Genomic DNA, 20008 nt, shown 5'->3' with positions numbered 1-20008 from the left:
GTCGCTGACGGTGAGACGCCATGCGTGCAAAATAAGCGCATGAGCGAAACCGTCGTCAACCCGCCGCTGGTCGTAGCCATCACCGCTCGCGCCCTGTTCGATCTGGAAGACAGCCACGGCCTGTTCGAGCGCCAGGGCATCCAGGCCTATGCCGAGCATCAGCGCAGCCGCGAGGACGACGTACTCGAGCCCGGAATCGCCTTCCCACTGGTGCGCAAGCTGCTGGCGCTGAACGAGGGCGCGCCGCCGGACGCGCCCCATGTCGAAGTGATCCTGCTGTCGCGCAATTCGTCCGACACCGGGTTGCGCATCTTCAATTCCATCCAGCACCACAACCTGGGCATCGTGCGCGCCACGTTCACGTCCGGCGCGCCGACCTGGCCGTACATAAAGCCGTTCGGCGCGCAGCTGTTCCTGTCCGCGAATCCGGAATCGGTCAGGCTGGCGCTTGAAAACGGCGTCGCTGCGGCCACCATCCTGCCGGCCAAGGCGCCGCAGCAACGCAGCGGCCAGCTGCGCATCGCCTTCGACGGCGATGCGGTGATTTTCGGCGACCAGGGCGAACGCTATTCGCGCGAGCAAGGCGTGGAGGCCTTCGGGCGCTACGAGCGCGAGAATGCGCATGAACCGTTGCCGGGCGGCCCGTTCCGCGGCTTCCTCGACGCATTGCACCGCTTGCAGGCCGCCTTTCCCTCCGGCGATGCAGCGCCGATCCGTACCGCGCTGGTCACCGCGCGCTCGGCGCCCGCGCACGAGCGCGTGATCCGCACCTTGCGCGCCTGGGATGTGCGCCTGGACGAGGCCCTGTTCCTAGGCGGCCGGGACAAAGGACCGTTCCTGGACGTCTTCGGCGCCGACATCTTCTTCGACGATTCGCTGCACAACATCGATTCGGCGCGGCAGCACGTCGCTGCTGGGCACGTTCCGCACGGCGTCGCGAACAACTGAGCGGTTGCTCTTCGTAAGAGCGGCTTCAGCCGCGAGCTTTTCTCGGGTCGATGGTTCTGAAATCAAGAGCTCGCGGCTGAAGCCGCTCCTACGAAAGCTATAGCGGCAGGCGGATGTCCGAGAGCTTCCAGTTGAGCCCATCGCGGGTCATCACGAACACGATCGGCCGTCCGGAATCGTCCTGTACGGTGGCGCTGAACCGCGACAGCGACTCGTAGCGGTACTTGGCGCCGTCGAACGGGCGGGCCGACGGAGCGGCTGTCGCAGAGGCTTCCGCATCGCCGGTCGGTGCGGCCGGCGCTGGCGCAGGCGAGAAGCCATCATCGATGCGTCTCCAAACCTTGCGTCCCTCCATCAACGCGCCCAGGCCGGTCGGCGTGACCATCGCGTCCACCGCGCCGCCGGCCAGGCCGCTGGCGATCGACAGGCCGATCGCGCCCAGCGCGCTGGATTGCACCTCCGGGCCCGCCTCGCGCACCAGCCGATCGGCGAGCTGCGCCTTCAGGCTGGCGCGCAGCGCGGGGAAATCCACTTGCTTGGACAACGCAGCCGCATCCTGCCTTTCTACCGCGGACCGGATCGCGCGCACGGTGAGGTAGGGCCCCGCGCCGACATAGGCGACCAGCGCGATCAGCGCCGCTGCCACCAGCCAAAGCCATCTTTTCATCGCAGGACTCCCGTTGGCGTTGGGCACGATCAGAACTCTAGGTCGAGCGCCGCGCAAAGATAATCGACGAAAGGCGACAATCCGGCCAGGTCTTTTTCCAGCGTTTGCCGCAGCCGCGGGCCCAGCATCGTGCTGTCTTCTATCCGGCGCACGGCGACGAAATTCTTGTGGCGCAGGTCGTCGATGAACTCGAAATCGGCCGGAAAGCCGCGCGGAGGCCGCACCAGCATCTCGTCGGATTCGAAATCATAGCGCCGCGCGAACGCCGGCGCATGCGCGGCGGCCTTCCAGCCGCCCGGATTCTCGAATATGAACTGGCGTATGCGCCGCTGCGTTTCCGGCTCCGGGTGCCACAAGCCCGCGCCGACGAAGCATTCGCCAGGCTCCACGTGCAGATAGAACGACGGCGCGGGTACCTGCTTGCGCCGTTCGTGGTAAAGCCGCGCACCCTGCCAGGATTTGTAGGGCGCCTTATCGTTGGCGAAACGGGTATCGCGGTAGATGCGGAACAGCGAGCCGTTGCTGGGCCGAGGGTCGGAACGGAAGTGTTCGCTGACTTCCTTCAGTGCCGGCTGGAGTTCGGTCAGCAGGCGCAGGAACGGATCGCGCAGGTGATTCTCGTAATCGGCCCGGTGCGCGTGGAACCATTCGCGGTTGTTGTGCCGCGCCAAACCGCGCAGGAACTTGAAGGTCTTGTCGTTGAAATAAGCCGTCATTGCAGGTCGTTCTCGATGTTTTCGCCCCAGGCCGCCAAGCGGTCCAGCAATTCGCGCTTTTTGCCATCTTCCGCGTGGGCGGCGCGTAAAACCGCGATTTCGGCCTTGAAGGCGTCGAGTGTGAACTCCGACAAGCCGCTGTCGTCGATCAGCCGGTGGCGGCGGTAGGCGTTCCAGCGTTCGTGCTCGGCCGTGCTCAACGTATCCGGCCAATTGCGCGCGCGATACCGGAACAGCAGTTCGGCCAGCCGGGGATCCTGGAATCCGAAATCGCGCTGGCCCAGCTGCTGCGGCGCAGTGCCGCGGACCTGCGCGAACTTGCGCTTGTCGGCGTCGCCGATGAAGCCGTCGTATAAGCCCGCATCGGCGTCTGCCGGGCCGCGTTGCGCTTCATCCGCGTAGATGCGCCGCACTTTTTCGGCCAGCGCCGGGCCGGCGGCGCGAAGTTTCTCCGCGCGCAGCGACACGACCGCCGCGTCGATCCCCAGGCGCTCGAAATCGGGCGCACGCAGGTGTTCCCAAGCCACCAGGGCGGGGCAGCGGTTCAAGTGCACTTCCTTCAGGCCAATGCGCTTCTCGCCCTCTGGCAAGTCGGCGGCCGGCGTATACAGGCGATCGGCGATCTCGTCGGCGGCGAGGTCGAGCAAAGCCTCGGGTTCGCCGTCCAGATCGAACACGATCACCCGGCTGTCGATGCGCGGGTGGCGGGCCAAGGGCAATACCGCCGCTGCGCTCAGGCGGCTGGCCGGGTAGCGTTGCGATACGTGCAGCACCGGCACCATGCCGACCACGTCGAGCATGCCCGCTACACGCCGCTTGTCGCGCAAACCCAAGGCGTATTCCCAGAACCGCGGCTGCGCCTTGCGAAGCAGGCGCGCCATCCCGATCAAGGCGCGCACGTCGGAAAGCGCTTCGTGCGCATCGCCTTGGCGCACTGCATTGGCCACGGCCAGGTGCTCCAGCCGGAACGAAGCGAAGCCGTCTTCGCGCTTGGGCCATGCGATGCCGTCCGGCCGCAGCGCGTGCGCCAGGCGCATCACATCGAGCAGGTCCCAGCGCGAATTGCCGCCGCGCCATTCGCGTTCGTATGCGTCGTAGAAATTGCGGTACAGCCCGTAGCGGACGAATTCGTCGTCGAAGCGCAGCGAGTTGTAGCCGACGCTGCAGGTTTCCGGCCGCGCCATTTCTTCGAAGATGCGGGCGAAGGCTTCGGCCTCCTCGACGCCGTCGCGCTGCGCGTCCTGCGGCGCGATGCCGGTGATCAGCGTGGCGATGGGCGAGGGCAACAGGTCGTCGGCGGGTATCACGAAGAAATCGATCGGCGCCTCGATTTCGTTCAACTCGGCGTCGGTGCGGATCGCGGCGAATTGCGCGATCCGCGTCCGGCGCGGATCGCTGCCGAAGGTTTCCAGATCGTAGAACAGGAAGCTGGCCGGCACTACGCGGCGTCCTGCAGCGGTCGCAGGCGGGCCAGCACTTCCGCATCCACGGCCGGCCAATCGACGCCTTCCAGCGAATTTAGGCCCTGCGTGGCGCGCACCAGTATTTCGCGTTGGATATCGCTTCGTTCGAGCGCGACCGAGTACGGGATCAGCATGAAAGTGACCATCGCGTAATGCGGCACGAAGCGGCCCGGATGGCGTTCCTGCAGCGCGCGCTCGAGTTCGCGTTGCAGCAGGAAATCTGGGTCGTCGACGCGGTCGCGCATCTCCAGATAGTTCTCCAGCGCCATCTGCTGGATGGCGGCGGCGTTGGGCTTGCGGTCGGCCTCGAAAGCGGCGAACGCAGCGGCAAGATCGTCGGAGGCTTCGAGCTTTCGCGCCAATGCGACGCAGTCTTCGAAAGCGCAATTCATGCCCTGGCCGTGGAACGGCACCATCGCGTGCGCCGCATCGCCCAGCAGCACGGCGTCGCCGCCCAGATGCCAGCGATCGAGATAGAGCGTCGCCAGCGTGCCTGGCGGATTGCGCTGCCAGTCCTCATCCAGCTGCGGGATCAGCGGCAGGGCGTCCGCGAAGTCGCGCTCGAACAAGGCGCGCGCGTCGGCTGCGGTCTTGACCGTGGCGAAGCTGGGATCGCCTTCGTTGGGCAGGAACAACGTGACGGTGAAAGTCTTCTCGTCGTTCGGCAGGGCGATGCACATGTAATGGCCGCGCGGCCAGATGTGCAGAGCGTTGGGCTCGATGCGGAAGCTGCCGTCCGGCGCCGGCGGGATCTCCAATTCCTTGTAGGAGTGATCCAGGAACTCGGTGCGTTCGCCCAAGCCGGAGCGCCGGTTCATCGCGGCGCGCAGCGCAGAGCCCGCGCCGTCGGCGCCGACCAGGGCGCGGAAACCGATTTCGTGGGGCTGGTCCGTACGGTCGTCGCGGAAGCGGGCGGTACGGACCTCGAAATCGACGCTTTCGAGCCGGCGGTCGAAATGCAGCTTGGCGCCGGCGCGCTCGGCCAGGTCGAGCAGGGTGATGTTGAGATCGCCGCGGTGCACCGACCAGATCACTTCGGAATCGTCGCGGCCGTAGCGTTGCAGCTGCGATTGGCCGTCGAGGAAATGCACCATGCGGCCGCGCATCATCACCGCTTGCGCCATTACCGGCCCGTCGGCGTCGGCTTGGCGCAGGGCATTGAGCCCGCGTTCGGCCAGCGCGAGATTGATCGAGCGGCCGCCTTCGTAACCCTTGACTCGCGGATCGCCGCGTTTCTCGTAGACGTCGATCGTCCAGCCGCGCCTGGCCAGCAGGGTGGCAAGCAGGGCGCCGGCGAGGCCTGCGCCGACGATGGTGAGGGAATTGTCGTTCGAAGTGTTCAAGACGTCATCCAAATACGATCTTTACTGTTGCTGTTGCTGTTGCTGTTGCCTCTAAGCCGTCATTCCCGCGAAGGCGGGAATCCAGTGACTTTGCTCTGGCCCGTAATCTCGTCCCAATGGTCGTTCCAATACGGATTCTTTTCTTCGATCAGCCGAACCTTCCAGGCTCGATTCCATTTCTTGATCTGCTTCTCGCGTGTTATGGCCGAAACCATGTCGCCATGAAGTTCATACCAAGCCAGCTTCCCGATATCGTATTTCTTGGTGAAGCCATCCACGATGTGTTCCCGGTGCAGCCAGGTCCGGCCGACGAGGTTGCTCGTAACGCCCAAATACAAAGTCGCATTCCGATCCCTTGCCTTTATGTAAACCGCTGGTTGTTTTTCCATCGCCGTCTCCAAGCCCAAGTCGCTGGATTCCCGCCTTCGCGGGAATGACGGCTAAAAGCAACTATCCCGGCCACCCTTGCACTGTCTGGATGAAACGGAGCACGTCAGCGAAAGTGTTGTACAAAGGCGCAGGCGAAATACGGATCACATCCGGCTCCCGCCAATCGCCCAGCACGCCCTGGGTGGCCAGGTAGTCGAACAATAGACGCCCGCGTTCGCGCCCGCCGACCACCCGCAACGACAACTGGCAGCCGCGGCGTTCCGGCTCGGCTGGCGTAGCGATCTGCAGCGTGTCTGACAGGCGCTCCCGTATCAGTGTTTCCAGATATCCGGTCAGCTTCACCGACTTCTCGCGCAATGCGGCCATGCCGGCGCGTTCGAACAATTCCAACGAGCCGCGCAACGGTGCCAGGCCGAGTATCGGCGGGTTGCTGAGCTGCCAGCCGTCGGCGCCCGGCGTCGGCACGAAATCGGGACCCATGCGGAAGCGCGTCGACTGTTGGTGGCCCCACCAGCCTGCGAAACGAGGACGGCCGCTGTTCGCGTGCCGCTCGTGCACGAAGCAGCCTGCGACTGCGCCAGGACCGGAATTCATGTACTTGTAGTGGCACCACACGGCGAAATCGGCATCGCTGTCGTGCAGTCCCAGGGGAATGTTGCCCACCGCATGCGCCAGATCGAAGCCGACGAGCGCGCCGGCCGTATGGCCCAAGCGCGCGATTTCCTTCAGGTCGAAAGCCTGGCCGTTCCGGTACTGCACGCCCGGCCAAACGATCAGCGCCAGGCGCGAGCCGTGTTCGGCGATGGCGCGTTCGATCGACTGCATCGAGAAGGTGCCGTCCGGCTCGTCCGGTTGCAATTCGATCAAGTCGGTCGCCGGATCGAAGCCATGGAACCGGACTTGCGATTCCAACGCATATCGATCCGACGGGAACGCGCCGGCTTCCATCAATATCGCGGGTCGTTCCCGCGTCGGTCGGTAGAAACTGACCATCATCAGGTGCAGGTTGGCGGTGAGCGAATTCATCGCCACCACTTCGGAAGGCTGCGCGCCGACCACGGCCGCGAGCGGATCGCGGACCAGCTCGTGGTACGGCATCCACTGCGCCTGTCCGGTGAAATGGCCCTCGACCGCTTCCATGGCCCACTTGTCCAGCACTTCCTCGACATGGGCGCGCGCCGATTTCGGCTGCAGGCCGAGCGAATTGCCGCAGAAGTAGGCCTGCTCGGCGCCGTCGTGCCTGGGGATGAGGAATTCATCGCGAAATGCGCGCAGTGGGTCGGCGGCATCCTGCGCCTGGGCGTAGGACTCGGAGTGCAGTGGGTTCATTTCGGGCATCGAGGACAAGGGCGGTGGCGCCGTCAAGCGAAACGGGAAGCGGGCAGGCCCAGCCATTCCAGTGCCGTGCCATGGTAGAGCCGCGCCTGGTCGGCGGCGTTCAAATCCAGCGCGGCGATGCCGGCGCCCGGCTCTTGCTCGCCGAGCGGGAAGGGATAGTCCGTGCCGAGCATCACCCGTTCCACACCACAGGTATCTATGAGATATCGCAGCGCGCGCGGATCGGCCACCCAGGAATCGAAATACACGCGGTGCAGGTACTCGCGCGGATTGCGCGGGTTGTCGGTGGCGACCAGGTCCGGGCGCATGTTGAAGCCGTGTTCGATGCGGCCGATCGTGTACGGGAACGCGCCGCCGCCGTGCGCGAAGCAGACCTTCAGTTTCGGCAAGCGCTCGAGCACGCCGCCGAAGATCAGGCAGCAGGCGGCGCGGGCCTGTTCGGCCGGCATGCCGACCAGCCACGGCAGCCAGTATTTTGGCATGGTGTCGGTGCCCATCATGTCCCAGGGATGCACCAGGATCGCTGCGCCCAGTTCGCTGGCCGCCTGGAAGAATTCGAACAGTTCCGGCGCGTCGAGGTTCCATTCGCCGATGTGCGAACCGATCTGGACGCCCTGCAGGCCGAGCTGGTCCATGCAGCGCTCGAGCTCCTGCACGGCCAGGCGAGGGGACTGCAGCGGCACCGTGCCGATGCCGGCGTAGTGGCGCGGATGCGCACGGCAGGTTTCGGCCATGTGGTCGTTGAGCGCGGCGTGCAGCTCCAGCGCGTGATGCGGCTTGGCCCAGTAGCTGAACATCACCGGCACCGTGCTGATCACCTGCACCTGCACGTCGAAGCGCGCGTAGTCGGCGATGCGCTCGTGCGGATCCCAGGTCTTGGGCCAGATTTCGCGGAAGAATTTGCCGTCCTTATAGATGCGATGGCGGCCGTCGTCGCCGTGATGGATCACGGGGAAGCGGTTGTCGCCGTATTTGGCGGCGAGGTCCGGCCAGTCGCGCGGCAGGTAATGGGCGTGGGTGTCGATTTTCAGCACATCAAGTATCCGGCATCACGTATTTCGAAGGCGCCGGATTCAGATGCCCGCAGTTCTTGCAGGTCCGATGCTCCTTCGACGAATAAAACCGCTCGAACACAGGCGGAAAATCCTTTTCGATGTCGTGCAGGAAGAAATATTCCTCGTAGATCTTGTGGTTGCAGTTCTCGCAGAACCACAGCAATCCGTCGTCCTCGTGCGGCAGACGCTTGCGTTCGATGACCAGGCCGATGGAATTCGGGCCTCGCTGCGGCGAATGCGGCACGCGCGGCGGCAGCAGGAAGGTTTCGCCGGCCTTGATCGGGATGTCGCGGACCTTGCCGTCCTCCTGGATGCGCAGCGTCATCTCGCCTTCGAGCTGGTAGAACCACTCCGGGCCTTCGTCCCAGTGGTAATCCGTGCGCTCGTTCGGGCCGCCGACCACCATGACGATGAAGTCGCCGTCGTAGACGCACTTGTTGCCGACCGGCGGCTTGAGCAGGTGGCGGTGTTCTTCGATCCAGGCTTGGAAATTGAGCGGTGCGGCTAGCATTGGCGCTACTCCTTGATCCTCGCGACGCACTTGAGCTCGATCGCGATCGGCGTCGGCAGGGCGGTGATGCCGAGCGTGGTGCGGCAGGGGGCGCTGGCCGCATCCGGGAAATGCTCGGCCCAGACGGCATTGTAGGCCTTGAAGTCGCGCGCCATGTCGGTGAGGTAGACGGTGACGTCGACCAGGTCTTCCCAGCGCGCGCCGCTGGCTTCCAGCACGGTGCGCACATTGGCGAAGACCGCATGCGCCTGCGCGACGATGTCGTACTTGCGTACGCGTCCGTCGGCGAACATTTCGTTGCCCGGAATGGCGTCGGTCGCGGGATCGCGCGGGCCGATGCCGGACAGGAACAGCAGCTCGCCGACGCGGCGCGCGTGCGGATAGGCGCCGACCGGCTTAGGGGCCGCGCTGGCGTGGATCGAGGGCGAAGTCATGGGCGGCTCCTGCGTTCAATCCATCAACGAAATGGAATCGATGGCGGTACGGTACGCGGCGGTCACTTCGTCGGCGGCGGCGACGTCGATCGACAACTGCCGTACGCGTCCGTTCTCCAGGCTGTAGACCCAGCCGTGCACCGCCACCTGCTGGCCGCGGGCCCAGGCGTCCTGCACGATCGTGGTCTGGCAGACGTTGAGCACCTGTTCGATCACGTTGAGCTCGCACAGGCGCTCGTGGCGAGAGCGTTCCGGGCCGGCTTCTTCCAGCAGGCCTTCGTGCTTCTGCATCACATCGCCGACATGGCGCAGCCAGTTGTCGGCCAGGCCGACGCGGGTGCCGGTGAGCGTGGCGTGGACGCCGCTGCAGCCGTAATGGCCCACGATCAGGATGTGCTCGACCTTGAGCAGGTCGACCGCGAACTGGATCGCGCTCAGGCAGTTGAGGTCGGTGTGCACCACCAGATTAGCCACGTTGCGGTGCACGAACACTTCGCCCGGATCCAGGCCCAGGATCTGGTTGGCCGGCACGCGCGAATCCGAGCAGCCGATCCACAAGTACTTGGGCGTCTGCTGCTTCGAGAGCCGGTCGAAGAAGCCGGGATCCTCGCGGACCACGCGCTCGGCCCATTCGCGGTTGTTGCGCAGCAGTTCGTCGAGCGCGGTCATGACAATGCGATGCCTATGTTCTTGGGTTCGGTGAAGAAACGCATCGCCTCGGCGCCGCCTTCGCGGCCCAAGCCGGACTGGCCCATGCCGCCGAACGGCGTGCGCAGGTCGCGCATCAGCCAGGCGTTGATCCAGACGATGCCGGCATGGATCTCCGCCGCGATGCGGTGCGCACGGTTGAGGTCGCGGGTCCAGATCGAGGTGGCCAGGCCGTAATCGCCGGTATTGGCCAGGGACAACGCCTGCTCGTCGTTATCGAAACGCTGCAACGTCACGACCGGGCCGAAGATCTCGTCGCGGTTGGTGGCGCAATCCGGACCGAGACCTTCGATGACGGTGGGCTCGACGAACCAGCCCGGACGCTCCAGGGCTTTGCCGCCGCACAGCACCCGGCCGCCTTCATCGCGCGCGCGCGCGATCGCCGCTACGACCTTGTCGAAATGCGCCTGCGACACCAGCGGTCCGAGCTGCGCGTCGCTGTCGATCGGATCGCCGACGCGCAAGGCCAGCGCGCGCTGCACCAGCGCGTCGCGGAACTCGTTGTAGATCCCGCGTTCGACCAGGATGCGCGAGCCGCACAGGCAGATCTGGCCGCTGTTCTGGAAAGCCGAACGCACGATCGTGTCGAGATGGTCGCGCCAGTCGCTGTCGGCGAACACCAGCGTGGCGTTCTTGCCGCCGAGTTCCAGCGAGATCTTCTTGAGCATCGGCGCGGCGATGCCGGCGATGCGCTTGCCGACGGGCGTGCTGCCGGTGAACGAAATCGCCTTGATCTTGCGGTGCGCGACGATGGCTTCGCCGACGTTCGGCCCGAGCCCGTTGACGATATTGAGCGCGCCTTTCGGAAAACCGATCGCGGCCATCAACTCGCCGAGCATCGTCGCGGTCTGCGGCGTGATCTCCGAGGGCTTGGCGACGACGGCGTTGCCGGCGGCCAGGGCAGGCGCGATCTTCCAGGTGAATAGGTACAGCGGCAGGTTCCACGGCGAAATCGTGCCGACCACGCCCAGCGGCTGCCGCAGCGTGTAATTGAGTCCGGCTTGGCCGTGGTGCGATTCGCTGGCGAACTGGGTCGCGGCATGCGCGAAGAAGCGCAGGTTGGATATCGCGCGCGGGATCTCGACTTCGCGCGCCAGCTTCAGGGGCTTGCCGCCGTCGCGGGATTCGGCGTGGGCGAAATCGTCGAGCCGCGCTTCCAGCGCATCGGCCAGTTTTTCCAGCCAGCGCGAGCGCTCGCTGTTGGGCAGGCCGGACCATGCCGGGAAGGCGGCTTCGGCCGCGGCGACGGCCGCATCGACATCGCTCGCGTCGCCGTCGGCGACCTGGGCGAAAGGCTTGCCGTTGGCGGGATCGAAGACGTCCAGCCAGCGCCCGTTGGCCGGGGCGTGCGCCTTGCCGTCGATCCAGTGAGGGAGCTGCTGCATGCCTTTAGCTTAACCGATAGCTTTGTGGAGCGGCTTTTGCAGGGATTTTGTGGGAGCGGCTTCAGCCGCGAGCTCTTTCCTCATTAGCGCCGGGTTTTCGAAAAGCTCGCGGCTGAAGCCGCTCCCACGAAAACCATATAAAGCTAGGCTAGATGGAGTTCATGCGGCCGCCATCGACCGCCAGGCTCACGCCGTTGATATAGGCCGCCGCCGGCGAGCACAGGAAGGCGATCACGCCGCCGGTTTCTTCGGGCTTGGCGAAACGGCCGACGGGTACCGTGGCGCGCATGGCCGCGATCACCGCCTCCTCGGATTTGTTTTGGGCCTTGGCACGGTCTTGCACGATCTGCTCGACGCGCGATGTCTCGGTATAGCCCGGCAACACATTGTTGACGGTGATGCCGTGCGGCGCCAGTTCGCGCGACAGCGTCTTGGCCCAACCCGCCACCGCGCCGCGCACGGTGTTGGATACGCCCAATCCCGCGATGGGCTCCTTCACCGAAGTTGAGACCACGTTGACGACGCGGCCCCAGTTCGCCGCCTGCATACCCGGCAGTACGGCCTGCAACAGGATCTGGTTGGCGATCAGATGCTTGTTGAACGCATCCAGGAAGGCTTCCGCATCCGCGCTATGCGCAGGACCGCTGGGCGGGCCGCCGGTGTTGTTGACGAGGATGTGGACCGGCCTTTCGGCGACGAGGGCTTGCATTCGGGCCCGTAACGCTTCGCCATTGGAGACGTCGGCGGCGATCCAGCCGTGCCATTGGGTCCCGCTGCGGGGCAGGGCATCGGCGACCTGCTGCAATGCTTCGGCGCGCCGCGCGAGCACGGTCACGTCGGCGCCGAGCAGGGCGAGTTCGTGCGCGGCAGCGCGGCCGATGCCTTCGGAAGCGCCGCATACGAGTGCGTGTCGGCCGCTGAGGTTCAGGTCCATGACTTTCTCCAGGTCACGCTTCGCGCGCCTTCATCATGCTTGCGATGGCGTTCGCGCCGACGTCGGCCTGGCCGGACAGCGCGGCGATCACGGCGCGCCGATTGGCTTCCGGATGGTTCTGGCTGAGCTTGAACTTCATCTCGATGCGCTGCGGTACGAAACGGAAGCCGACGATGCCGCGCAATTGGCTGCGGTGATCCTCGCGCCCGGGCTCGAACTCCCAGTCGCTGCCGACCTGCGCTTCGAAGCGCTTGCTCAGGCGCGACACCAAATCGGCCAGCCCGGCTTCGTCGTCGTAGCGCTGCAGCGCGCCGCGCAGATGGGCGACGGCGTAGTTCCAGGTCGGCACGCGCGCGGCTTCTTCCTTGTCCGGATACCAGCCCGGCGACACGTAAGCGTGCGGGCCATGCAGGATCATCAGTGCGTCGCCTTCGTGGCGCGCCTGCGGATTGGGTTTGGCCCAATGGCCTTCGATCAGCACCGCGCCGCCGTCGCGCCGGTACAGCACAGGCAGGTGGCTGGCGTGCGTTTCGCCCTGCGCATCCGTGGTGATCAGGGTGACGAAAGCGTCGGACGCGACCAGCGCATCCAATCGTGCCAGATCGGTTTCGGCGAACGCGCGCGGCAGGTACATCTGCGCGTTCATGCGCGGCTGCCGAGTTGCTGGACCATGCGCGGGCGCAGGCTGTCCTCGGTCAGGCCCTGCGGCGGCGCGATCTCGGCCAGGCTGAAGCCGCGCGCCAATGCATCGTCTTCGTCGAGGCCGTCGAAAGCCACGAATTCCGCGTCCATCAGCATCGCGCGGGCGGTGTCCTCGCTGTCGTAGACCAGGGTGTTGCCGTCGCTGTCGAAGACGTCCGCGACGCCGGATTCGTGCACGTGCAGCCGCGCCCACACGATCGTGCGTCCGAGCGAGGCCAGCCACCATTCGTAGCGGCCGCCGCTCATGCCGCGCCCGCCAGCGACCACAGCCACAACAGGCCGGCGCACACCAGGCCGAACAGGATGGTCATCAGCGACAGCCGCGCCGGCGTGGCCAGGCCGCTGAACTGCGGATCGCGCGTTTGCCGATAGCCGCCGGCCAGCAGCCACCACAACGCGGACGGTTTGAGGAAGGCGCCTGGACCGAGTTGCTCCGCGATCGCCGGGTGGCGGTCGCGCACGTGCACCAGCGCCAGCGGCCAGAAGATGACGAAAGCGCAGGCGCCGGCGATGGCGATGGCGACGAAGAGTAGGGCGAGGAAGAGGATCACGTTTAGGCGTTGCCTTCAAATTCCCGTCATTCCTGCGAAAGCAGGAACCCATTTTGACGTTGCCGTTCTTGTTCGAAAATCAAGATCAAAATGGGTCCCAGCTTTCGCTGGGATGACGATGATGTGGTTAGAACTCGGCGTTCCCGGGCGCACGCGGGTAGGGAATCGCATCGCGGATATTGCTCAGCCCGCACACGTACACCACCAGCCGCTCGAAGCCCAGGCCGAAACCGGCGTGCGGCACCGTGCCGTAGCGGCGGAAATCGCGGTACCAGCCGTAATGCTCCGCATCCAGGCCGAACTGCGCCATGCGCGCGTCGAGCATGTCCAGGCGCTCTTCGCGTTGGCTGCCGCCGATGATCTCGCCGATGCCCGGCGCCAGCACGTCCATCGCGGCGACGGTGCGGCCGTCGTCGTTCAGGCGCATGTAGAACGCCTTGATCTGTTCGGGGTAGTTCATCACCACCACCGGCCGGCCGACGTGCTGCTCGGTCAGCCAGCGCTCGTGCTCGGTCTGCAGGTCCAGGCCCCATTCGACCGGGAAATCGAACTTCTGCCCGGACTTCTGCAGCAGCGCCACCGCCTCGGTGTAGTCGATGCGTTCGAACGGCGAGTTGATGAAGGCTTCCAGTTTGCTTACCGCAGTCTTGTCGACGCGCTCGGCGAGGAAGGCCAGATCGTCGGCGCGCTCGGTGAGCACGGCGCGGAACAGGTACTTGAGGAAATCCTCGGCCAGCTTGGCGTCGTCGTTGAGGTCGGCGAAGGCGATCTCCGGTTCGATCATCCAGAACTCGGCCAGGTGGCGCGTGGTGTTGCTGTTCTCGGCGCGGAAGGTCGGGCCGAAGGTGTAGACCTTGCTCAGCGCCAGGCAGTAGGCCTCGACGTTGAGCTGGCCGGACACGGTGAGGAAGGTTTCCTTGCCGAAGAAGTCGCGGCTGAAGTCGATCGCGCCGTCCTTGCCTATCGGCAGGTTGGCCAGGTCCAGGGTCGAGACGCGGAACATCTGGCCCGCGCCTTCCGCGTCGGACGTGGTGACGATCGGCGTGCTGATCCAGTAGAAGCCATGCTCGTGGAAGAAACGGTGCACCGCCATCGCCAGGCAATGGCGGATGCGGGTGACCGCGCCGAACAAGTTGGTGCGCGGGCGCAGGTGCGCCACTTCGCGCAGGAATTCCAGCGAATGGGCCTTGGGCTGGATCGGATAGGTTTCCGGATCCTCGACCCAGCCGACGACTTCGACCTCCTCGGCCTGGATTTCGAAGCTCTGGCCCTGGCCCTGCGATGCGGCCAATTTGCCGGTGGCGATCACCGCACAGCCGGCGGTCAGCCGCTTCACCTCAGATTCGTAGTTGGCCAAGCTGTCCGGCGCCACGACCTGGATCGCGGCGAAGCAAGAGCCGTCGCTGACGTTCACGAACGACAGGCCCGCCTTGGAGTCGCGCCGGGTGCGCACCCAGCCGCGGACCGTGACTTCGCCGCCTTCGGCGACGTGCCCAGCGAGCGCCTGTTCGACGCTGATCGTCGTCATACCTTGAATCCTGCGTTTTAGTAGCGATATAGGTCGGGCAGTTTAACAAGAGTAGAATGCCGGTCATGGCCATTACCCTCGCTCCCGCCGCACTCGAACGCGTCAAGGGCTATCTTGCGGACACGCCGGCCGCCATCGGCCTGCGTTTCGGCGTCAAGCGCACCGGTTGTTCCGGTTGGGGCTATGTGGTCGATCTGGCCCGCGACCAGCGCGAAGACGACACGATCAGCGAGCAGGACGGCGTGCGGATCTACGTCGATGCCGACAGCCAGGCCCTGGTCGACGGCACCGAGATCGACTTCCTCAAGCAGGGCCTGAACGAACAGTTCGTGTTCCGCAACCCCAACGTGGCCGCCGAGTGCGGGTGCGGGGAGAGCTTCACGACGGATGCCGAAGCGGCCTGATCCGCTTTAGCCCTCTCCCGCCTGCGGGAGAGGGTTGGGTGAGGGCGCGCGGAGCATCAGATGCCACGTCGCTTTCTGGGGAAGCCCGAAGTCACTGGATTACTCGCTTTGCTCGCCCTCCGGGCCATCTGCTGACGCAGATATTCGCTACGGCCTTCGGCCTTCGCAGTCCCGCCTTCGCGGGGATGACGGCCTCTATAGACCTCTTCCGGGCGTAGCGCAAGGCCGCAGGTCAACCCTATTTGCGCCCAAGTCCCTGAATCTGCCATAATTTCCGGCTCCCGATCCATCGGGAGACCTTGCTCCACCGCGCCCAGCCCGGGCGGTCGGGGAGCTGTCCGGCCCGGATGCGAATCCGGACCCCATCCATAAGGAATCAAACATGCGTCATTACGAAATCGTATTCCTGGTCCATCCGGACCAGAGCGAGCAAGTACCGGCCATGGTCGAGCGCTACAAGGGCTTGATCGAAAACGCCGGCGGCAAAGTCCACCGTCTCGAGGATTGGGGCCGCCGCATGCTGGCCTATCCGATCCAGGACCTGGTCAAGGCCCATTACGTGCTGCTCAACATCGAAGTCGGCCAGGAAGGCCTGAACGAGCTGGTCGATGGCTTCCGCTTCAACGACGCCATCCTGCGCCACCTGGTCATGAAGCGCGACGACGCCGTGACCGAGATGTCGCTGATCATGAAGAACAAGGACGAGAAGGGCGACAAGCCGGAGCGCGGCGAACGCCGCCGCCGCGACGAGGACAGCGAAGGCGCGATCGGTACCGCCGACGTTGCCACCGACGAAACCGCCGAAGCCGCCTAAGGAGCATCTGACATGTCCAAGTTTTTCCGCCGCCGCAAGTTCTGCAAGTTCACCGCCGAGGGCGTGGTCGAGATCGACTACAAGGATCTCAACACCCTGCGCCAGAACCTCACCGAGACCGGCAAGATCGTGCCGAGCCGCATCACCGGCACCAAGTCGCGCTACCAGCGCCAGTTGGCCAGTGCGGTCAAGCGCGCGCGTTTCCTGGCGTTGATCCCGTACACGGACAACCACAACGCGTAACGAAATCCTCCTTCCCCTTCAAGGGGAAGGCCGGGATGGGGATGGTTGAGCCGCGACGTAGCAAAACCATCCCCACCCAACCCTCTCCTTGAATGGGAGGGCTTAATCCACCGTCCTTCGGACAGCAACTTAAGTTGCGGCGCTCTGCGTCGCTAACGAATACGGAGTCAATCAAATGCAACTGATCCTGCTGCAGAAAGTCGTGAACCTCGGCAACCTTGGCGACAAGGTCAACGTCAAGCCGGGCTACGGCCGCAATTACCTGGTGCCGCAAGGCAAGGCCGTGCCGGCCACGCCAGCCAACATCGCCCAGTTCGAGGCCAAGCGCGCCGAGTACGAAGCCAAGGCCAAGGCCATCCACGACGAGGCCGAAGGCCGCCGCGCCAAGCTGGAAGGCGCCAGCGTGACCCTGCATGCCAATGCGTCGACCGAAGGCAAGCTGTACGGCTCGATCGGCCCGCGCGACATCGCCGAGGCGCTGACCAAGGCTACCGGCGTGACCGTCGAGAAGTCCGAAGTGGTGATGGGCGAAGGCGCCATCCGCCACATCGGCGAGTTCGAGGTCATCGTGCACCTGCACGCCGACGTCGAAACCCCGGTGAAGGTGGTCGTGGAAGCAGAAGCCGCCTAACGCGCTTCGAAGCTTTTTACGGACGGGCGCCGCAAGGCGCCCGTTTCGTTTGGGGCCGTGGCTTTTCGTAGGAGCGGCCTCGGCCGCGAGCTTTTTGCCAGACGATCGCGACGACAAAAGCTCGCGGCTGAAGCCGCTCCTACGAAGAGCGGAGCACGGCGATTGAAGGCCACCGTTGGGTGCGTCGCAGCATTTGCGATTCCCACCGGTTATCCACATGGTTATCTGCAACGCTTCCGGCAAGGAGCGACTACGATGGCCGACCCGATACCCTTTACCTCCGTCAGCCACTCAAGAGCTCTGGAATCCCAAAACCCGATGTCCGCACGCCCCGGTTTCCGCAACGACCTCCGCAACGACCGTGGCGACAGCCGCATCGAGCAGCTCCGCGTGCCGCCGCAGTCGGTCGAAGCCGAACAGGCGGTGCTCGGCGGCCTGATGCTGGCGCCGGATGCCTTCGACCGCATCGCCGACCAGCTCACCGACCACGACTTCTACCGTCGCGACCATCAGTTGATCTTCCGCGCCATCCGCGAACTGGCCGAGCGCAATCGGCCCTACGACGCGGTCACCCTGGGCGAATGGTTCGAATCGCAGGGCCTGATCGAGCAGGTCGCCGGCGGCGCCTATCTGGTCGAACTGGCCAGCACCACGCCTTCGGCCGCCAACATCGCCGCCTACGCCGAGATCGTGCGCGACAAGGCGGTGTTGCGGAAGCTGATCGATGTGGGCACCGGCATCGTCAACGACGGCTTCCAGCCCGAAGGCCGCGACAGCAGCGAGATCCTGGCCAAGGCCGAGCAGGACGTGTTCGCCATCGCCGAGGCCGGCGCGCGCGGGCGCAGCGACTTCACCAGCGTGCACAAGGCGCTGTCCGAAGCCTTCGACGTACTGCAGACGCGCTACGCCAACGGCGGCAGCATCACCGGCCTGCCGACCGGCTACACCGAGTTCGACGACATGACCGCCGGCTTGCAGCCTACGGATCTGGTGATCCTGGCCGCGCGCCCGTCGATGGGCAAGACCACGCTGGCGCTGAACATGGCCGAATACGCCGCGCTCAAGACCAAGAAGGCGGTGGCCGTGTTCTCGATGGAAATGTCGGCCAGCCAGCTGGCGCTGCGCCTGATCTCCTCGGTCGGCCGCGTCAACGCCACCCGCCTGCGCACCGGCCAGCTGGAGGACGAGGACTGGAGCCGAGTCACCAGCGCCATCCGCCAGCTGCGCGAAGTGAAGGTGTTTATCGACGACACCCCGGCATTGTCGCCGGAAGTGCTGCGCAGCAAGGCGCGCCGCCTGAAGCGCGAGCACGACCTGGGCCTGATCGTGATCGACTACCTGCAACTGATGGCCGTGCCCGGCAACAGCGAGAACCGCGCCACCGAAATCTCGGAGATTTCGCGCGGTTTGAAAGCGCTGGCCAAGGAGCTCAACGTACCGGTGATCGCGCTGTCGCAGCTGAACCGCTCGCTGGAAACGCGCACCGACAAGCGCCCGGTGATGGCCGACTTGCGCGAATCGGGCGCGATCGAGCAGGACGCGGATCTGATCGTCTTCATCTACCGCGACGAGTACTACAACAAGGAAAACTCGCCGGACAAGGGCCTGGCCGAAATCATCATCGGCAAGCAGCGTAACGGCCCGACCGGAGCGATCAAGCTGAAGTTCTTCGGCGAATACACCCGCTTCGACAACCTGGCCCACGATTCGGTGGGCAGCTTCGAATAGGCCATGCGCCGGGAGCAGGTCGAATCGGATGCGCTGCGTAGCGTGGGCTACGACCCGGACCGGCGCATCCTGGAGATCGAGTTCAACAGCGGCAAGGTCTACCGTTATTTCGATGTGCCGGAGACGGTGTATGCCGGGCTGATGACCGCGGCTTCGCACGGGGAATTCTTCAGCGACCACATCCGCGATGCGGGCTTCCAGTACGAACAGCGGTAAGTCCGCCGCACAGCCTCGCTCTTACGAAGAGCTGAAGCGGCGCGGCACGGGACATTACAATGGCGGCATGGCCAGACCTGCCTCCGCCCACGTCGCTTCCATGTCCCGCGCCGCAACTTCGGTCCGTTGCTCGGTCGGCCGCTTCGAGTCGGCGCGATGAGCGATCCCTCCCGGCCCACCCGCATCGTGGTCGACCTCGACCGCCTGGCCTTCAACCTGCGCAGCATCCGTGCGCATGTCGGCGTGCCGGTGATGGGCATCGTCAAAGCCAACGCCTACGGGCATGGGCTGGTGCCCGTGGCGGCGCATCTGCAAACGCAGGGCGTGGACGCGTTGGGGGTCGCGTTCCTGGAGGAGGGCATCGCCCTGCGCAGAGGCGGCATCACGGCGCCGATCCTGGTCATGGGCGGCATCTTCGGGCCGCAGGCGGCGCAGTTCATCGCGCACGATCTCGAGATCACAGTGTCTTCGGTCGACAAGCTCCGTCAGGTCGAAGCGGCCGCCGAGGCCTTGGGGCGCAAGGCCGTGATACATCTGAAGGTCGATACCGGCATGGAACGCATCGGCGTGCACAGCTATTCCGCCGGGCCTTTCATCGAAGCTGCCGCGGCGTCGCAATGGTGCGTGGTCAAGGGCGTGTATTCGCACCTGGCCTGCGCCGACGATCCGGTTTCGCCGATGACGGCCTTGCAGCTCGAGCGCTTCCTCGAAGCCTGCGAGCATTTCAACCGGATCGGCGCGCCGATGCCACTGCGCCACCTGGCCAATTCCGGCGGCGTGCTGCATTTTCCGCAGACCCATCTGGACATGGTGCGCCCGGGCATCGTGCTGTACGGCGTGCTGCCCGATCCCGCCTCGCGGCCCGCCGTGGCGGTGAAGCCGGCGCTATCGCTGGTCTCGCAAGTCGTGTACTTCAAGGTGGTCAAAGCCGGCAATCCGGTCAGCTACGGCGCCACCTGGGCGCCGGCTCACGACACCCGCGTAGTGACCGTGCCGATCGGCTACGGCGACGGCTACCCGCGCGGCCTCTCTTCGCGCGGACAGGTACTGATCCGGGGCCACGTCTATCCCGTGGTCGGCAGGATCTGCATGGACCAGTTCATGGTCGACATCGGCAGCGACAGCGCCTGGAACGAGGACGAAGTCGTCTTGATCGGCGCGCAGGGCGACGCCGCGATCGCGGCCGAATCGCTCGCACAGGCCGCGGGCCTGATTCCATACGAAGTGCTGGTCGGCCTGAACGAGCGCATCCCGCGCGAATACCGCCAGGCCTGAGCCGGGCCGCGGGCGCTGATGCGG

At 65.3% G+C, this 20008-nt stretch carries 24 protein-coding genes; 8 read left to right on the top strand and 16 right to left on the bottom strand.

Annotated elements, in window-relative coordinates:
• Nucleotides 1-39 precede the first annotated feature (39 nt).
• The gene (locus tag M2650_RS03690) at nucleotides 40-948 is read left to right on the top strand and encodes a 5'-nucleotidase (protein ID WP_249471334.1); all 909 of its coding nucleotides are present in this window, start codon (nucleotides 40-42) and stop codon (nucleotides 946-948) included.
• A gap of 97 nt (nucleotides 949-1045) precedes the next feature.
• On the opposite strand, the gene M2650_RS03685 is transcribed toward M2650_RS03690, so the two are convergent.
• The 16 genes from M2650_RS03685 to asnS all read right to left on the bottom strand — a co-directional run bounded on the left by M2650_RS03685 (nucleotide 1046) and on the right by asnS (nucleotide 14673).
• Nucleotides 1046-1615, bottom strand: coding sequence for a DUF2939 domain-containing protein (locus M2650_RS03685; protein ID WP_249471331.1), 570 nt, complete (start codon nucleotides 1613-1615; stop codon nucleotides 1046-1048).
• 29 nt (nucleotides 1616-1644) lie between these two features.
• Nucleotides 1645-2331, bottom strand: coding sequence for a DUF2461 domain-containing protein (locus tag M2650_RS03680; RefSeq protein WP_249471328.1), 687 nt, complete (start codon nucleotides 2329-2331; stop codon nucleotides 1645-1647).
• Nucleotides 2328-3770, bottom strand: coding sequence for an exodeoxyribonuclease I (gene sbcB, locus M2650_RS03675; protein ID WP_249471326.1), 1443 nt, complete (start codon nucleotides 3768-3770; stop codon nucleotides 2328-2330). The genes M2650_RS03680 and sbcB overlap by 4 nt, the downstream gene beginning before the upstream one ends.
• The gene (locus tag M2650_RS03670) at nucleotides 3770-5137 is read right to left on the bottom strand and encodes an FAD-dependent oxidoreductase (RefSeq protein WP_249471322.1); all 1368 of its coding nucleotides are present in this window, start codon (nucleotides 5135-5137) and stop codon (nucleotides 3770-3772) included. The genes sbcB and M2650_RS03670 overlap by 1 nt, the downstream gene beginning before the upstream one ends.
• 59 nt (nucleotides 5138-5196) lie before the next feature.
• Nucleotides 5197-5526, bottom strand: a complete 330-nt coding sequence (locus M2650_RS03665) for a GIY-YIG nuclease family protein (protein WP_249471319.1) — start codon at nucleotides 5524-5526, stop codon at nucleotides 5197-5199.
• Nucleotides 5527-5587: 61 nt separating this feature from the next.
• Nucleotides 5588-6856: a kynureninase gene (gene kynU, locus M2650_RS03660; protein ID WP_249471316.1), complete on the bottom strand. Its 1269-nt coding sequence runs from the start codon at nucleotides 6854-6856 to the stop codon at nucleotides 5588-5590.
• A gap of 32 nt (nucleotides 6857-6888) precedes the next feature.
• Nucleotides 6889-7899 (bottom strand): amidohydrolase family protein, encoded by a 1011-nt coding sequence (locus M2650_RS03655; protein ID WP_249471315.1) that lies wholly within the window; start codon nucleotides 7897-7899, stop codon nucleotides 6889-6891.
• Nucleotide 7900: 1 nt separating this feature from the next.
• Entirely contained in the window at nucleotides 7901-8431 is a 531-nt protein-coding gene (locus M2650_RS03650) for a 3-hydroxyanthranilate 3,4-dioxygenase (RefSeq protein WP_249471313.1), read from the bottom strand.
• Between the two features lie 5 nt (nucleotides 8432-8436).
• Nucleotides 8437-8865 carry a RidA family protein gene (locus tag M2650_RS03645; RefSeq protein ID WP_249471310.1) on the bottom strand — a complete coding sequence of 143 codons (429 nt, stop codon included), beginning with the start codon at nucleotides 8863-8865 and terminating at the stop codon, nucleotides 8437-8439.
• A gap of 15 nt (nucleotides 8866-8880) precedes the next feature.
• A complete protein-coding gene (gene can / locus M2650_RS03640; protein WP_249471306.1) occupies nucleotides 8881-9534 on the bottom strand; it encodes a carbonate dehydratase in 654 nt (217 codons plus the stop codon).
• Nucleotides 9531-10958 carry an aldehyde dehydrogenase gene (locus M2650_RS03635; RefSeq protein WP_249471305.1) on the bottom strand — a complete coding sequence of 476 codons (1428 nt, stop codon included), beginning with the start codon at nucleotides 10956-10958 and terminating at the stop codon, nucleotides 9531-9533. The genes can and M2650_RS03635 overlap by 4 nt, the downstream gene beginning before the upstream one ends.
• 148 nt (nucleotides 10959-11106) lie before the next feature.
• The gene (locus M2650_RS03630; RefSeq protein WP_249471302.1) at nucleotides 11107-11892 is read right to left on the bottom strand and encodes an SDR family oxidoreductase; all 786 of its coding nucleotides are present in this window, start codon (nucleotides 11890-11892) and stop codon (nucleotides 11107-11109) included.
• 13 nt (nucleotides 11893-11905) lie between these two features.
• Nucleotides 11906-12526 (bottom strand): FMN-binding negative transcriptional regulator, encoded by a 621-nt coding sequence (locus M2650_RS03625; protein WP_249474184.1) that lies wholly within the window; start codon nucleotides 12524-12526, stop codon nucleotides 11906-11908.
• A gap of 8 nt (nucleotides 12527-12534) precedes the next feature.
• Nucleotides 12535-12840: a hypothetical protein gene (locus tag M2650_RS03620; RefSeq protein WP_249471299.1), complete on the bottom strand. Its 306-nt coding sequence runs from the start codon at nucleotides 12838-12840 to the stop codon at nucleotides 12535-12537.
• Nucleotides 12837-13145, bottom strand: coding sequence for a hypothetical protein (locus M2650_RS03615; protein WP_249471296.1), 309 nt, complete (start codon nucleotides 13143-13145; stop codon nucleotides 12837-12839). Before M2650_RS03615 ends, M2650_RS03620 begins: the two co-directional genes overlap by 4 nt.
• 127 nt (nucleotides 13146-13272) lie before the next feature.
• On the bottom strand, nucleotides 13273-14673 hold the full coding sequence (gene asnS, locus M2650_RS03610; RefSeq protein ID WP_249471291.1) for an asparagine--tRNA ligase: 1401 nt from the start codon (nucleotides 14671-14673) through the stop codon (nucleotides 13273-13275).
• 65 nt (nucleotides 14674-14738) lie between these two features.
• On the opposite strand from asnS, the gene M2650_RS03605 reads away from it, so the two are divergent.
• The 7 genes from M2650_RS03605 (at nucleotide 14739) to alr (ending at nucleotide 19984) form a co-directional block, all read left to right on the top strand.
• Nucleotides 14739-15077, top strand: coding sequence for a HesB/IscA family protein (locus M2650_RS03605; protein WP_249471288.1), 339 nt, complete (start codon nucleotides 14739-14741; stop codon nucleotides 15075-15077).
• 382 nt (nucleotides 15078-15459) lie between these two features.
• Entirely contained in the window at nucleotides 15460-15891 is a 432-nt protein-coding gene (rpsF, locus tag M2650_RS03600) for a 30S ribosomal protein S6 (RefSeq protein ID WP_249471285.1), read from the top strand.
• A gap of 12 nt (nucleotides 15892-15903) precedes the next feature.
• A complete protein-coding gene (gene rpsR, locus M2650_RS03595; protein ID WP_249471282.1) occupies nucleotides 15904-16134 on the top strand; it encodes a 30S ribosomal protein S18 in 231 nt (76 codons plus the stop codon).
• Between the two features lie 175 nt (nucleotides 16135-16309).
• Nucleotides 16310-16765: a 50S ribosomal protein L9 gene (gene rplI / locus M2650_RS03590; RefSeq protein WP_249471279.1), complete on the top strand. Its 456-nt coding sequence runs from the start codon at nucleotides 16310-16312 to the stop codon at nucleotides 16763-16765.
• Nucleotides 16766-17083: 318 nt separating this feature from the next.
• Nucleotides 17084-18493, top strand: coding sequence for a replicative DNA helicase (locus M2650_RS03585; protein WP_249471277.1), 1410 nt, complete (start codon nucleotides 17084-17086; stop codon nucleotides 18491-18493).
• Between the two features lie 3 nt (nucleotides 18494-18496).
• On the top strand, nucleotides 18497-18709 hold the full coding sequence (locus M2650_RS03580; RefSeq protein WP_249471276.1) for a KTSC domain-containing protein: 213 nt from the start codon (nucleotides 18497-18499) through the stop codon (nucleotides 18707-18709).
• Nucleotides 18710-18865: 156 nt separating this feature from the next.
• Complete coding sequence (alr, locus tag M2650_RS03575; RefSeq protein ID WP_249471274.1) at nucleotides 18866-19984, top strand: alanine racemase; 1119 nt, start codon at nucleotides 18866-18868, stop codon at nucleotides 19982-19984.
• Nucleotides 19985-20008 lie beyond the last annotated feature (24 nt).

The sequence above is a fragment of the Luteimonas galliterrae genome (genome assembly GCF_023374055.1).
Lineage (GTDB): Bacteria > Pseudomonadota > Gammaproteobacteria > Xanthomonadales > Xanthomonadaceae > Luteimonas_C > Luteimonas_C galliterrae.
This window is presented reverse-complemented; position numbering and strand designations above follow the sequence as displayed.